The organism is Acinetobacter sp. 1125_18A (assembly GCF_052824985.1).
In genome coordinates this window covers 1-14,480 of record NZ_VTDG01000024.1, presented here as the reverse complement: position 1 = coordinate 14,480, position 14,480 = coordinate 1, and the positions used below count along the sequence as shown (strand labels likewise).

Annotated in this window: 12 protein-coding genes and 3 pseudogenes; 9 read left to right on the top strand and 6 right to left on the bottom strand. The window is 36.5% G+C overall.

From position 1 onward, the window contains the following. Positions 1 to 5: 5 nt before the first annotated feature. Positions 6 to 275, top strand: coding sequence for an oxidative damage protection protein (locus tag FY049_RS21470; RefSeq protein ID WP_004818487.1), 270 nt, complete (start codon positions 6 to 8; stop codon positions 273 to 275). Between the two features lie 376 nt (positions 276 to 651). On the opposite strand, the gene FY049_RS21465 is transcribed toward FY049_RS21470, so the two are convergent. Next, positions 652 to 1,290 (bottom strand): sterol desaturase family protein, encoded by a 639-nt coding sequence (locus FY049_RS21465; protein WP_004718523.1) that lies wholly within the window; start codon positions 1,288 to 1,290, stop codon positions 652 to 654. Positions 1,291 to 1,442: 152 nt separating this feature from the next. On the opposite strand from FY049_RS21465, the gene FY049_RS21460 reads away from it, so the two are divergent. Together FY049_RS21460 and aqpZ are read left to right on the top strand one after the other, a co-directional pair. Then, complete coding sequence (locus FY049_RS21460; RefSeq protein ID WP_224964575.1) at positions 1,443 to 2,450, top strand: AraC family transcriptional regulator; 1,008 nt, start codon at positions 1,443 to 1,445, stop codon at positions 2,448 to 2,450. 275 nt (positions 2,451 to 2,725) lie between these two features. Next, entirely contained in the window at positions 2,726 to 3,418 is a 693-nt protein-coding gene (gene aqpZ, locus FY049_RS21455) for an aquaporin Z (protein WP_105713870.1), read from the top strand. 107 nt (positions 3,419 to 3,525) lie between these two features. Here the strand turns inward: aqpZ and FY049_RS21450 are convergent, their stop codons facing one another. The 4 genes and pseudogenes from FY049_RS21450 to FY049_RS21435 form a co-directional block, all read right to left on the bottom strand. Further along, a complete protein-coding gene (locus tag FY049_RS21450; protein WP_004818484.1) occupies positions 3,526 to 3,771 on the bottom strand; it encodes a hypothetical protein in 246 nt (81 codons plus the stop codon). 79 nt (positions 3,772 to 3,850) lie between these two features. Further along, a pseudogene (locus tag FY049_RS21445) lies at positions 3,851 to 4,504 on the bottom strand (DNA/RNA non-specific endonuclease); the annotation flags it as partial. Between the two features lie 90 nt (positions 4,505 to 4,594). Beyond that, positions 4,595 to 5,272: a gamma-mobile-trio protein GmtX gene (gmtX, locus tag FY049_RS21440; RefSeq protein WP_446084352.1), complete on the bottom strand. Its 678-nt coding sequence runs from the start codon at positions 5,270 to 5,272 to the stop codon at positions 4,595 to 4,597. Positions 5,273 to 5,276: 4 nt separating this feature from the next. Further along, positions 5,277 to 7,067, bottom strand: coding sequence for a VPA1269 family protein (locus FY049_RS21435; RefSeq protein WP_446084351.1), 1,791 nt, complete (start codon positions 7,065 to 7,067; stop codon positions 5,277 to 5,279). A 285-nt stretch (positions 7,068 to 7,352) separates the two neighbouring features. On the opposite strand from FY049_RS21435, the gene FY049_RS21430 reads away from it, so the two are divergent. Continuing rightward, positions 7,353 to 7,559 carry a helix-turn-helix domain-containing protein gene (locus FY049_RS21430; protein WP_446084350.1) on the top strand — a complete coding sequence of 69 codons (207 nt, stop codon included), beginning with the start codon at positions 7,353 to 7,355 and terminating at the stop codon, positions 7,557 to 7,559. A 382-nt stretch (positions 7,560 to 7,941) separates the two neighbouring features. Here FY049_RS21430 and FY049_RS21425 read toward each other — a convergent pair. After that, positions 7,942 to 8,420: pseudogene (locus tag FY049_RS21425) on the bottom strand (hypothetical protein). A 93-nt stretch (positions 8,421 to 8,513) separates the two neighbouring features. On the opposite strand from FY049_RS21425, the gene FY049_RS21420 reads away from it, so the two are divergent. From FY049_RS21420 to FY049_RS21400, 5 genes and pseudogenes are all read left to right on the top strand, one after another. Continuing rightward, a complete protein-coding gene (locus FY049_RS21420; RefSeq protein WP_446084349.1) occupies positions 8,514 to 8,720 on the top strand; it encodes a helix-turn-helix domain-containing protein in 207 nt (68 codons plus the stop codon). A 640-nt stretch (positions 8,721 to 9,360) separates the two neighbouring features. Beyond that, positions 9,361 to 10,650, top strand: coding sequence for a hypothetical protein (locus FY049_RS21415; protein ID WP_446084348.1), 1,290 nt, complete (start codon positions 9,361 to 9,363; stop codon positions 10,648 to 10,650). Positions 10,651 to 10,710: 60 nt separating this feature from the next. Beyond that, a complete protein-coding gene (locus tag FY049_RS21410; protein WP_446084347.1) occupies positions 10,711 to 13,428 on the top strand; it encodes a hypothetical protein in 2,718 nt (905 codons plus the stop codon). Positions 13,429 to 13,440: 12 nt separating this feature from the next. Next, positions 13,441 to 14,251, top strand: a pseudogene (locus tag FY049_RS21405) (IS3 family transposase); the annotation flags it as partial. 4 nt (positions 14,252 to 14,255) lie between these two features. Beyond that, a complete protein-coding gene (locus tag FY049_RS21400) occupies positions 14,256 to 14,393 on the top strand; it encodes a hypothetical protein (protein WP_446084346.1) in 138 nt (45 codons plus the stop codon). The last annotated feature ends 87 nt before the right edge of the window (positions 14,394 to 14,480 follow it).

Here is a 14,480-nt window from a genome sequence, read left to right as displayed (position 1 = left end):
TTGATATGACTCGACAAGTATTTTGCCGTAAATATCAAAAAGAGTTAGAAGGTTTAGACTTTGCACCCTTTCCAGGTCCAAAGGGTCAAGTGTTATTTGACACAGTGTCTAAACAAGCTTGGCAAGAATGGTTAAAACACCAAACCACGTTAATCAATGAAAAACGTTTAAACGTGTTTGAACCAGATGCAAAAAAGTTTTTAGAAGAACAGCGTGAAAAATTTTTGGATAATGATCAATCATTGGAAATGGCTGAAGGCTTAAAGCCTGAGTAATGTCCACAGCCTTGCAAGGCAAAAATCCAAAAGTGATGTGCATCTTATGCACATCTAAAAAATCCCCGTCAGGGGATTTTTTTATTGCTTCATCGTACAAGATGACGCGATCACATGAGCCTATAAATTTAATCTTATATATTTACTTTTCCCACGTATAAAAAAAGGAGTCTTGGAGACTCCTATAAAACTTAAAACACGGCAGTGGGTACATGCTGTGCAATCAATATACATTGATGGCATGGCTTAATATTGACCAAAGATACCGAAAACGCTGACCAATCACGACAAATTCAAGATTTCACACTACGCAACCAGTTCATTTCACTGAAGTTTTAAAAAGATCAGTAGATGTAATAAAATTCACGAAACCCAATTAGGCCACAGAATCATTGAGCTTTTGCGTATTTTCTTCAACCAATAGCGGTTTTTTCTCTACCCATTTGGCTGGAAAATATTTTTCTATGCTGGATGATAACCAGTTTGCAATTGGCTGAGGCAATTTCACACCTAAAGGATTCTGCTCTTGCAGATCCGCAGAAGAAATCACCCGTGTTCCCATCAGATAATCAAACCAAGGCTTAGTAACACACCAATTGGCATCTTGGTTTGAGTTCATGTGGTGATCATAATGCCAAGGAATCTTCTTCATCGCCCAATCTGGCTCTAAATGTGCACGGCGATGGATATAATAATAATTACACGCACTATAAAGCGATGCAGCAACCATTCCTTTCGAAATCGGGTAGAAAATCAAACTTGCCGCACCAGCAACCACCGCCAAAGAAACGATTTCATTTTTGGTCCGCCAATTTGAAATCCCTTCTACATAGCCATCATCATGAAAATCTTGTTTACGCACTTCACGATGGTGTTCCCAATGCGATTTCATACTGCGTGGCACTGGACTAAAACGTGGTTTTCCTGGGCGATGTTGACCATGTAAAATATAGTTATGCGCAACCCATTCAAAACCATTTGCGACGACCAATCCGACTAAAAAACCTTTTAACATAATCAATCCCTCTTGCTTATTGTGAATATAAAACATGCTGGGAAATAGGTATTGACATCAAAAAGTATTTTCATTGACAAATTACGACAAATTAAAATAGTATAATGTTTAAACTACAGCTGACGTAGATCACACAATAACAAGATGTGTAAATGATGCAATTAAAGGACTATGCGGGCTCGATATATGGCGGGCTTGGGCAATTACTCTATACTTTTAGTGAAGCTAAAGGTCTAAAGATCTCATCCAAACTACAACAGATTCAAAATGTTGAACGCTTTGACTATACCGTTTGGCGTGAAATCTTGGATGACATTCAATCACAAGTACAAAGCCCAGCTTTGGGTCTAGACATCTCTAAATATGTACAACCCAAACATATTGGCATCATTGCCTATATTGCACAATCTTGTGACACGCTTGGAGAGGCACTTACCCGCTACCATGATTTTCATCGATTGATTTATGATGGAAGCCCGCTGAAAGTTGAATATTATGATGAACAGCACATCTCGGTACGTTGGGAAAATCTACCCACCCATTTAACCACTCAAATTACTGATGAAATTGCGATGGCTGTGGTGATTCAGTTTTTAAGACAATTTATATCCGATGATATAAGTCTGTATCAGGTTAATTTTATTCATCCTCAACCTAAAAATAGCATGCTGTATCAAGCATTCTTTAAGTGTCCTGTGCTCTTTCAACAAGAAAAAGTCGAGCTGATCTTTCCCATCAGCGCACTTGCGATTTCTTTTAAACGCAGTGATCAAACTCTGCAAAAACTGCTGATGCAACAAGCTCAAGCCTTACTTGAAAGCTTACCCAATGCCACCCAGTTAGATGAACGCTTACAACAAAGTATTTTATTGGGATTACAAAAAAACAATTATCAAATCGAAGCGATTGCCAAACAACTGAATATGTCGATACGTCAGTTACAACGTCATCTACAAAGTCAGAACACCACTTATCAACAACGTGTTCAAGATGTCCGCCAATTATTGGCCTTTCAATATCTGCAAGATCCTCATTTAGGTCTGCATGAAATTGCCCTGCTTCTCAGTTACTCAGAACAAAGTGCTTTCCAACGTGCTTTTAAACAATGGACCGGCTTAACACCGCAACAATGGCGTCTTCAGCATCGAGAGTTTAAGTAATTGTGTATTAAATTTATCGATAAAAACAGCATGCTTCACCACTCTCACCACTCATTTGTTTAGCATTAAATAGCTGTAAAATATAATTTTTTAAAATAAAATCAGAACATTAGCCGATATTGATATGAATATTTTTTATTTGTGATTTTATTTTCATATTTTTAGACTATTATCTTTATACAGAAAATAAAAGTTGTATCCACCCCACGGTTATCAACTATCTAAAAATAGTCATATAACCCCATTCCGTGCAAAAAAATAATTTAGGAATCAATATGAATAAATATCTCGCAGAATTTATCGGAACCTTTTGGCTGGTGTTTGGAGGATGTGGTAGCGCAATATTTGCCGCTGCTTTTCCAGAACTGGGCATCGGTTTTGCTGGTGTTGCACTGGCATTCGGTTTAACCGTACTCACAGGCGCTTTTGCTTTAGGGCATATCTCAGGCGGGCATTTTAACCCTGCGGTCAGTGTGGGTTTATGGGTAGGTGGTCGTTTTAATGCCAAAGACTTAGCGCCTTATATTATCGCTCAAGTCATCGGTGGTATTTTGGCCGCATTTGTTTTGTATTTAATCGTACAAGGTCAGGCGGGATTCACAGGAACTGGTGGATTCGCCAGCAATGGTTTTGGTGATTTATCCCCTGGAAAATATTCTTTAGTCTCAGCATTGTTAATTGAAATCGTATTAACTGCCTTTTTCTTAATTATTATTCTCGGTTCAACAGATAAACGTGCACCTGCTGGCTTTGCCCCGATTGCCATCGGTTTAGCACTTACTTTGATTCACTTAATTAGTATCCCCGTCACCAATACTTCAGTCAATCCAGCTCGAAGTACTGCTGTGGCTTTATTTGCTGAAACAGCAGCATTGAGTCAATTATGGTTATTCTGGGTGGCACCAATTGTCGGTGCAATCATTGGGGCATTGATTTATAAGGTTGTGGGTAATGAGCCTCAATCCTAAATAGATTTTCAATGTAAAAAAACCTGCTTCGGCAGGTTTTTTATACATATAAACCAATGAATTAGAACATAACTAATTCAAAAATGGCTTAAAAATAAATATGGTCTTTAAAGAAATGGATTCTCTATTTCGCCTTCGCTTTGACGCGCAAGCTGTTCTGGTAGATCACTTTGCTTCTCTAAACTTGCTACAACTTCATTGAGATAGCTTTGTAAAAGCTTAGCCGCTTTTAAGCCAGCTTGATCTTTGGTGATCTGTAAATTGCCATAAATACTGACACAATCAGTTTGATTTTCTAAGGTTAAATCATGAATTGAATGTGATTCGGTGCCATTCTCAAACGGTTTAAACATTTTTAATTTTCTCAATTTTTTTCGATCTTATTTACAGTATAAATAGATTCTCAAAAGATACTGCACCATCAGTGCTGAATTATTTCAAAATTTGTAAAATATATTGCAACAACGCTTCGACCAATTGTTTCACCAAAGCATCTTTGGTTTCAGGATCGACTTTTGGTAATTGCATATCCGATGTAGCGGTTGAACTACTTTTTGGTTGGAACTGCTTTTGCAGTGCGGTGATTTTATCCTGACTGACCTCTTCTGCACATTGGCTTTCCGCATCCCAATGTGAGTACTCTATTTCTTTATTGACCTTGACCTGTTTTGCGTTCAAAGGCAATTTATAGGTATTGCGCTTTTGTTCTTCGGTCAGTTGTGGAAATAAATTCATTCCCAACTGTTCTTCTAAATAGCACACGCTGACCACTTTAACCTGAAGTGAATCATTATTTGGCGCATAGTACGCACCAATGATCCCGTGTTTAGGCAAGTAAATCGCTTTATAGATTGCGGTTGGAACAATCACACCCTTTCCAATGGTTTTTAGTTTTTTCCCAGAAAAAACTGGGCCAGTGACCACATAAACATCTTTCTTTTGCTTGGTGACAATTGCACGAGTTGCTTCTTCTAACTCACGCCAAACTTGTTGGTTATTTTTAGCAGCTTGCGGCACCATATTGGCCAAAGAAAAGCTGTCGAACTGTGATTCCTTATTGGGCATATCGGCATTGGGTGACATATGTTATACACGGTATAAATATATACTCAAAGATTAAATGACTTTCATTTAGAATAGAAAGTAACTAAAAGTTAATAATTGGGAATATTAGACTTACTTTAGAATTTCTCTTATGGCAAAAACAAAGGAAGGTGGAAATACCGTATCTCCATGTTCATTTGTAATACTGCCATTGTTTTCAATATTTAAACCTTGTTGAGCTAATCTCTTTTCATCAATTCCTTTTCTCAAGGCTTGAATAAATTGAAAAGATAATGTTTTTTTCTCACTATATTTTATGTTTTCTTCTAATGATTCATTTTTATTATTCTGAGTTAAATTTGATCCAACTTGTATATTCTTAAAAGCTGCATGAAGATTATCATTAATAACTTTCAATCTTTTAGCTTCATCAATAGCCATTTTAATTGTAGCTCTAATGCTAGGATCATTAATTAATGAAAGTACTTCCTCAATATTTGATCTATTTTTGGAAATATATCTTGTTGATCCATTAATAGCATTAGCATAAGCCTGAATAATATTCCTATAATCTACACCTTGTTCATTTCTTAAGCTCTGTGTTTTCATTCCTCCTAAATGTTCTAATCTTCGTCCAATTTCTGCTAATGAGAAGTCCCTCTCGCCATTTTCCCTAATCTCATTTAGGATCATCCATAATTTATCTAGATTTTTAACTTTTTCTTCTTTTTTAGCATTCTTTTTAATAGCTTCATATAATGCTCTCGCATCTTTAATTACGTCAACTCCATTAGGTATTAAATCACTCATTTGACTACTCTCCATGTTCTATAAACTTAAAATCAATAAGATTTTTAGGCTTTATTTCATTAAATTTTTCTAAGAAGGTTTGATCTATACCCAATGCTTTTAATGTAGTTCGTCCATCAATTAAATCATGAACATTATTTGCTCCAAATTTAGTATACAAAAACTGTGACATAGCATTCGCTATGAGTAATAAATCTACATCATTTAATAGAGAAAACTTAGGTTCAATCCCTGAATTCCTTAACATTCTGTCAAACATTCTAGCTCTTTCAAGATTAGGAAATTTCCACTTAATATTTAAATTTTCATAAATTATTGCTTTTGTACAAATGTAATTTAATTGGAAGAAATCATGTTCTTCTGAAAAAACTGCTTCTAAATTATCAAGTTTTCCAGCACTTACTAATGAAAATTCTTTCCCTCCTATTTTATTAATAAGATAAATACATTGCTCAGTGAGTACATATGCAGATTGAATACTCAAAGCAATCTCGTCAACTTCTAAGGTCAAAGCTTCCATCATTGTCTCTATTTTTTCTAACTCTCGTTGCTGATGAAATGGTTGTTTTTGACTCAAAGCTTCTGCATAAATATCAGTTAATATATCAAATTTAGACTGTGTAGTTTCATATTCAAAAGATACTTCCTTGAGTCGATAAATTAAATTATTAACATGTGCTTCTAAGCCAAATAAAAAAGCAGGCCCTGTTAAAAAAAATCTGCAGCGCGTGCAATTTGCAGCACCTCCGGGAATGGGTTGATATTTAGTGACATTAGAAGCTGCATCATAACTTTCCAATCCCTCATGGCATCTTTTAGCTGAAACAGAGCAAATTCCATGATCCATTACTAAAAAACCGATACTGCTACTGCGTGAAATTACATCTAAAGCTGTCGGCGAACTAAATGCAACTGCTTGTTCTAACTCTTTTCTACTTGCTTTCTTTATGAAACCAACCATTTCTATTTGTGATTTTTTTTGCCATTCCAACAAAGCCTCATCTATTTTTAAACTTACTGTTTCAGTATCAATTTTTGTATAATATAAAGTCATTATAATGGTTGCATGGCCAACAATTTTTGCTAAATATTCAGGTGGAATTCCTGACTCATACATTGCCGTGATCAATGTTACACGTAAAGTATGTAAATCGAATATTGAGGACTTTGGCCCCCCAGATTTTTCACGGGTTAAAATTAGCTTTATTGGCTCTCCAGAGATTAAAGATTGACCATTTTCTTTCAGCCTGCTCTCCAGCTCATCCATCAACCTCAACCACAATCCTCTTATTCGAACATCTGTTACAGGTAAATCTGGTCTGTAATGTGTAGCAGGATCACGAAATAAAAAATAATTTTTCCCCATTTTTTCTAAATCATCTTTATGCTTTGTTCTTTTTAGTTCGACAATATCTTTCCAAGATGTAGCCCCATTAACAGGATTGTATTTCTCTTGCCATTCCCTCATTTTGATGAATATATCTAATGCATCTTTTCTCTCCCATGGCATTACATATCCATTAACTACATTGTTAATATCGGCTGTTTTATTTGTATTAAAAAAAAATATAGCTCCTTGCGATCCATCCCTTCGATTATATTTACGAAAAATACCATTTTCTGTAATTGTATTACATAACTTAGGTGCATGTTTTTCTATATTTTTAATCCAAATTCCTTCATCTGTGTACCTGTAGGTATCCCCTTCACCGCTATCGACCATCCTGACTTGATATGTTCTAGCAGGTAATATTAATTTGATGACTAATACATATGCCCTTACTGGACACCACACAGCTTCATACTTATTTGAATTTGAGTAAGACTCTTAATCCGACATACATAAGTTGCTTGCAATATTTAGCTCTATAACGCTGATTAAGATCCATTTTTTCCCAAAAGTGCTTTGCTTGCCAATTGAGAATTTTATGATCAATAAATATTGTCAAAAATTCATCATATAGTGACAAGGTGACAGACTTTGGCATTGTAAGCTTCTATAAAGTAAATGAGGATTATAGTCCGTGGATATGTAGTCCTCAATTGTTGATATTTCTATTTTTTGAGCATTTAGTTTCAAATGACAGATTTATCATTAAAAATTGGTCAATTAATTCGTGAAAAGCGCGTTGAAAAAAAGTTAACGCAAGAAAAACTTTCGCTACAATGTGGAATAGACCGTAGTTATATGGGGCGTATTGAACGCGGTGAAGTGAATATTACTGTTGAAAAGTTATATGAAATTGCCATGGAGCTTGAAGTTGAAGTACAAGTACTACTCCCATAAGCAATTATTATTCTTCAGTAAATTAATGAGATATTTTAAATATGTCAAAAAATATTGATTTTCAAGACGAAAAAAATGAAGAGTGAAGTAAGTCCATTGTGGAAGAGCTGATGATAATTGCAGAGTTGGAGCAAAGACCGATTAAGCACTTTAAAACTGATAAAAATGGAATTTTTTATGCGGTACAAGAAAATTCTAAGGACCATTGCATATTCTCTTTTAATTGACCACTTATTCTCTTATAGACCTGCCCAGCTAAAATCTTTTAAACCTGACCAGACACTACAAATAGATCAAACATATCACAGTGAAATTGTTTAAAAAGAAAGCTTATTCATCCTATGATATGTACCATGATCTAACACTATTATTACAGTTATACCTAATTTAAAACATCTTCCATGAATTTGATGTTGGAATTAATACTTCTAATGTCATTTTCCAATTTCTGCTGATGCACAATAAAATATTTTTCTAGTGTTTTGTCATCTGCCAAGAGAGTCTGAATAAAATTTATATTGTTTTCTTTATCTTTAATTTGACCTAAGAATTCAGTCTTTTTTCTAAAAAAACTCTTTCAAGTTTTTGTTTTTTATATTTTGCTCTTAAATTGTCTAGTCGGTGTGTCTCTTTATAACTAAAGGCCCTTCTTGAAGATTGAGATACATCAACTTCCAAATAATAATATTTTACTAAAACTCTTAATCCTGCATACATTAGACGTCGATGTTGTTCAGCCTTTGAACTTTTACCCATGCCCATTTTTTCCCAGAAATGCTTGGCTTGCCAATTCTTAATTTCATGATTTGCAAAAATATCCATAAACTCATCGTATAAAGGTAAATTTACGGTTTTTCTCATGACAGGCTATCCTTCAGGTAAAAGAGGATTACAGTCCGTGGATATATAGTCCTCAATTGGTGATATTTCTGTTTTTTGAGCAGTTAGTTTCAAATGACAGAATTATCAGTTGCAATTGGACAATTAATACGCAAACAAAGAACACAACAAAGTATTACTCAAGAGTCTCTAGCGCTTCAATGTGGTATTGATCGAAGCTACATGGGGAGAATTGAGCGTGGGGAAGTAAATCTTACTGTCGAAAAATTATATGAAATTGCCTCGGTCTTAGGTATAAGTGCAAAAGAACTCTTACCTTAATACTTGATCTAGAAGCACTCAAATTTTTAAATAATAATCAAATATAGTCCGCTATATGTCTGATCAATAAGGCATGACCTGAGCCATTTTAAGAATATTCAGAAAGGATTACAGCAGTCGGTTCAGGCTTTGAATTGAAGAAAGTGCATCTATCGATGCCCTAGCAATTAATAAATATTTTTTGAGCAAACCCATATTTTATTCAGAATTTTGTATTGATTTAACGTCTTAACCAATCTGCTTGTGATATTTGTAATTTTTATACTTTGGGCCTATTAGGCTTACTTGTTGTCCTTTTTTAATACAATTCTACTTTGAGGGGGTTACACCGCCAAAGAGATAGCATCAAAGCAGTTGATTCAGCTTCGTCTGATGGAGTTACTAAAACGTATCGATGCTGATGCAAGTTACCAAATCGATAGCGGTACGGTCGATAGCCTACAGCTGTTGAAAAAAATTGTTGAATCAGGTGGAGGAAAACTCCGTCTTCATGTTTACCTATTTGACGGCTCATATCACGGCTTTAAGATATGAGGTAATATTACCATCCGCATAACTATAGCTGCGTAATGAGGGATTATTTTGGCAATGATAGACTTCAATCAAATTCGAGCTACACCTAAGAGTAAAAATAACAGCTTTGAATCGCTCGCGATTCAACTTTTTAAAGCACATTGTAAATCACCACAAGGTTCTTCGTTCTTTAGTTTTTCGCGGCGATGGCGGTGACGGGGGTGTAGAAGCTTATTACAAAACCCCCACAGGAGATATTCTAGGAATTCAAGCAAAATACTTTTTTAAGCTTGGCAATAGTGAATTTGGCCAGATCAAAAAATCATTAATCACTGCATTAAAAAATCATCCAACATTATCTGAATACTGGATTTATATACCATTTGATCTAACAGGTAGAGTTGCAGAAGGAAAAAGAGGAAAAAGTGAAGTTGAAAAATTTGAAGAATGGTGCGAAGACATCAAAACTCAAAAACCAAATCTTCATATAAAACTGGTTACGGCTGAAATATCTAGACAGCAGATATTAGAAATAGACAAAAGTGGTGGTTTTACAGCCTACTGGTTTAACGAGAATACATTAACATCTCAGAAGATACAAAACTGTATTGACTCAGCATCCGCCTTCGCTGGTCCAAGGTATTGCAGTGATTTAGATATAATTACAGAAGCCCATGATGCTTTAGAAGCTTTTGGAGAAGTTTATGATTTTAAACAGTGGCTCGTTAATATTTGGAAACCATTAAAAATCAACTTCAGAACAAAAGCTCAATATTCAGAAAAGGTATTCTCCCAGACACCTGAAAGCGAGAGAGTACAGGCCATACAGCTACTAGAAGTACTTCTAGAGAAAATTTCTAGTAAGCACAGCATTATTGACCAAACGGTTATTTGTTCAACTTTAGATATCATAAGATCACTTAAGCCGCTCTGTGAAAATGCTATAAGACAGCAAGAGAAAAAGTTTTTTGCAGAACACGGTGAAGGTAGTGATACGCCTTCATTTAGACAATTTCAGGCTGAATATATGTGTGTATTCCCTGCAGAGAAGCTAGATGCCTCAAGGGAATTACTTGCTTCGATAATAGATATTGAAAATTCCCTCAACAGCCCTCTGATTCAGTCCTGCCACGCTCGATCTTTCCTACTAACTGGCCCAGCTGGTGCAGGCAAGACACATTCTATCGTAAGTTTTGCGAAGAGAAGACTCGATAAAGGCGCTCATACTCTGGTGCTATTTGGGGAAGATTTTGATAACGCGGAGCCCTGGGATGTAGTAAGAAGCAAATTAGGCTTTGGATCCGATGTTGGTCGAGACAAATTACTATCTTGTCTTCAAGCGAGTGCTCAAGCCAATAACCATTGTTTTGTTATTGCTATCGATGCGTTAAACGAAGCAGCAAAGGCAAGAAAGTGAAAAAACAAACTGCCAGAATTAATCCAACAACTAAATGAATATCCTCGTATCAAGATTGTTGTGTCTAGTCGCGATATATATGCCAATTTAGTTGTTGATGAACGATTCCCTGGCTATGCATATAGTCATATTGGATTCACTAGGAATTTTCACGATGTCCTCTCTTTGTTCTCTCAACGCTACGATGTTGAAAGTGAGATAACACCTATTTTTACAGATGAGCTACGAAACCCTTTACTTCTACATTTGGTCTTCAAAACTCACAAGTCGGAGAACTCTTGTTCTCTTGATGTATCGACTAGTGGCTTCTCAACCATTTTTTCTAAACACCTCAAGCAAATTGATAACTTATTGAGAGAGCGATTAGACTATGTTAGTCCTAAAAATATCGTTAGAGCGGTAATGAGCAAATTGTCTGGTGTTCTAGCTCATTCAGAAACCCAAACTATAAATTGGGAAACTGCCGTAAATACAATTAAACCAATTCTAGGAAATGAGCTACTTCCAGAAAGGTTTATTGATGAGCTAGTTAAAGAGCAACTGCTAATTTTATCAGCAACTGACGATGAAAATTTTCTTATTAGATTTGGTTATCAGAGGTTTGGAGATATGCTGCGCGCATCTTCAATAGTTCAATCCTATCAAGAAACTGGCAATAGTGATCTGTCAATCCTTGCAGAAAAGCTGACGATTTTAACAGATATGGAGAGTGGCGTCTTAGAAGCTCTTGCAAGCATTCTCCCTGAAGAGATCGGTATCGAAATCACTGATAACCGCTTAGGCTTAGATAACGATTTAGCACATAGCCTTTTTGTAAAGTCACTAACTTGGCGTTCAAAGAAAAGTGTTACCCCTGCTATTAAAGAACATATGGTTGGGGCATTAAGAACGGGCGGCTTGTGGCAGACAGTTTTTGAAAGCCTATTCCAACTATCTATAGTTCCATGCCATTATCTTAACGCAGAAAGTTGGTTCAAAGATTTTCAATGGGGACAAGACTCTCCATCAAGAGATACTTACCTTTCTGTCGCCTTATCAGAGTCATATAATAAGAAAGGTGCAATTTGGTTTCTGATTGAAGCTTTGGAGAAAATAGAAGCAACCAATTGGCCCGAAGAAAGTTATAAATTAGCATCCTCGGCTTTACTTTGGTGTTGTTCAGCTACGGATCGACGAGTCAGAGATCAAGCAACAAGATGCCTTAGCTTGCTTTTTAAACAATACCCTGTGATATGCCTGCATGCAGTAAACACGTTTACTGGGTGTGACGACGACTACATACTTGAAAGCCTGATTCAGGCTATGTATACGTCCAGCTTGCTTTCACCTGAGTCAGCTGAGGACTTTGTACTGCCATTAAATAGATATATTGGAGCAAATAGAGGTTCAAATAACATTTTAATTCGCGAGCACTCCCAGCTATTTAGGCAGGAGCTTGTGAAACTAGGGATTGAAGAAGACAGAATATCAAATCAATATGTTACTCCTTCTCTGCCATTAATATGGCCTATTCTAAGCGATGTGCAGACCTTGCTTACACTAGAAAATTTGCCCTCAAACATGTGCCTATGGGGTGATCAATTAGGTCCTGACTTTTGGCGCTATGTAGTTGAACCAAGACTTAGAGCCTTTGACCTACAATCACAGAACATAACTCTTGAGAATATTGCCTGCTGGATTATGAGAGAAGCCGAATATATCGGCTATCCCGGATATAGTAGTGGATCCCTCAAGCATGACTTGGCAACTCTTCATAAATATGGAAGAGGAAGAGCAAAACCCGGCTATGCAGAAACCATCGGCAAGAAATGTTATTGGGTTGCTTTTCATCGATTGATAGGTCTATTGGCTGCCAATATAGCAACGACCCAATCTCGTTGGGAGCCACAATTAACCTCTGATAGATTCTGGTCGTTAGAACTTAGAAAGGTTGATATATCAGACATAAGAGATTTATCATCAAAGCAAAAGTACCCTCTTAGAAATCTAATAATACAAGAGCTTGAGCTGCCAGAAAGTAATGTGGACTATTGGTTGCAGACTGATGATTATTTCGTTGCAAGCAACGTACTTGTCTTGAATGACGAGAGTAGTACAACTTGGATTAACTTGAGTTTTTATTCAGAGGTTCACGCTAAGCGAGATGAGGACGACGTCTCGTTCGACGCTGAAAGCTTCCTTGGTATATCTAGTTATAACGGCTATTTTGTTGACCCTAGCAACACTGAAGCATTCGAACTCCACAATCATAGTAATGACCACTGCTACCGTGTCTACTTAGCGGAGTACCCTAGAAGCCCAGCTTTCAAGCAATGTATTGCTGAACAAGATACGACTATTTCAGATGACCAGCGAATATTCTCTAGCATTCAACTATTGAGAGGTGGGGAGTGGCAGTACGATTACTCAAGCAATGTTGAACAAATCTCTATTAATATGCCTTGTCCTGATTTAATTGAGAAGATGAACCTTAGCTGGGATCAAGACAGTGAATGGCTCGATGAAAACCAAGACTTGGCTGCGTTTAGTCATAACATTGATAGAAATTCTTCTTTGTTTATTAGGAAAGACACCTTAGATAGTTACCTATCTAAGTTTGGTAAATCTTTGGTATTTTCGCGTTTTGGTAGAAAACAGATCAGCCAAGGTTTTGCCAACGATGCAAAATTAGTGGAAGTCACTAGTAGGTACGTTTACATGCCGAGCGATTGCTCTTTAAAACGCATTAGCGAAGAAATCGAATACTTGGGCTTTGAGCCCCGCAAAGAACCGGAGTAAAATTTCTGGAAACTGGATGTTCATCACAGTGGTTATTACACATGTTTAAAGCAATCTGCCAGCAAAACTGCGAGAAAACGGCAACAGCTTTCAGGATTGATTAAACTGTTCTGGCTAGAATCTGATGGTATTTACGGCTATCGCAAGATTCACTGTGATTTGAAAGATTTTGGTGAAAGTTGCGGGATTAATCGAGTACATCGACTAATGAAAGCAGATGGTCTTAAATCGCAGCGCGGTTACCGTAAACCTAGACCTCATGCTGGTACTCCTGCCGTCGTTGCGGTAAACACTTTAGATCGACAATTTAGTCCAACTCAGCCCAACCAGCTGTGGGTGACTGACTTTACATATATTCGTACTCATGAAGGATAGTTATATCTCACAGTTGTAATTGATCTGTTTTCACGTCTAGTTGTTGGTTGGTCTATAAAATCCAGAATCATGACAGATTTGGTTTTAGATGCATTATTGATGGCACTATGGCCGAGAAAGCCAAAGAATAAAGTTCTGATCCCCTCTGACCAACGTAGTCAATACACTAGCTATGAATGGCAAGCATTCCTTAAACAACATAATCTAGAATATAGTATGAGCCGCAGAGGAAACTGTCATGATAATGCTGTTGCTGAGAGCTTCTTTCAGTTGCTGAAGAGGGAGCGTATTAAGAAGAAAATTTACGTATCTAGATCAAATGCTCGAACGGATATATTTGAATATATTGAAATGTTTTATAACTCAAAACGAAGACATGGTTCCAATGGTCAACGTTCTTCAGTAGATAATGGAAAGACCCATCAAATAGATGGCTATATGTGTCTAAAATTATGGCGGCTATTCTCCCCTGCACTTTAGGTTTGATTTACGTTCGATTGGATGTGGCATTGAGTATCGATTATCGAGTATCGAGTATCGAGTATCGAGTATCGAGTATCGAGTATCGAGTATCGAGTATCGAGTATTGAGTATTGAGTATTTGAATCAAACCAAATCGATAGATTCTTAGAGTAGTTTTATTCTTTAGAGAATTTTATTGCTATATAGATCTTAAG

Bases quoted from the DNA above. Each gene is read 5' to 3' on its own strand.
- FY049_RS21430 (WP_446084350.1), top strand. From the start codon at position 7,353: ATGACAGATTTATCATTAAAAATTGGTCAATTAATTCGTGAAAAGCGC.
- FY049_RS21420 (WP_446084349.1), top strand. From the start codon at position 8,514: ATGACAGAATTATCAGTTGCAATTGGACAATTAATACGCAAACAAAGA.
- gmtX (WP_446084352.1), bottom strand. From the start codon at position 5,272: ATGAGTGATTTAATACCTAATGGAGTTGACGTAATTAAAGATGCGAGA.
- FY049_RS21470 (WP_004818487.1), top strand. From the start codon at position 6: ATGACTCGACAAGTATTTTGCCGTAAATATCAAAAAGAGTTAGAAGGT.
- FY049_RS21460 (WP_224964575.1), top strand. From the start codon at position 1,443: ATGATGCAATTAAAGGACTATGCGGGCTCGATATATGGCGGGCTTGGG.
- FY049_RS21450 (WP_004818484.1), bottom strand. From the start codon at position 3,771: ATGTTTAAACCGTTTGAGAATGGCACCGAATCACATTCAATTCATGAT.
- aqpZ (WP_105713870.1), top strand. From the start codon at position 2,726: ATGAATAAATATCTCGCAGAATTTATCGGAACCTTTTGGCTGGTGTTT.
- FY049_RS21400 (WP_446084346.1), top strand. From the start codon at position 14,256: ATGGCGGCTATTCTCCCCTGCACTTTAGGTTTGATTTACGTTCGATTG.
- FY049_RS21465 (WP_004718523.1), bottom strand. From the start codon at position 1,290: ATGTTAAAAGGTTTTTTAGTCGGATTGGTCGTCGCAAATGGTTTTGAA.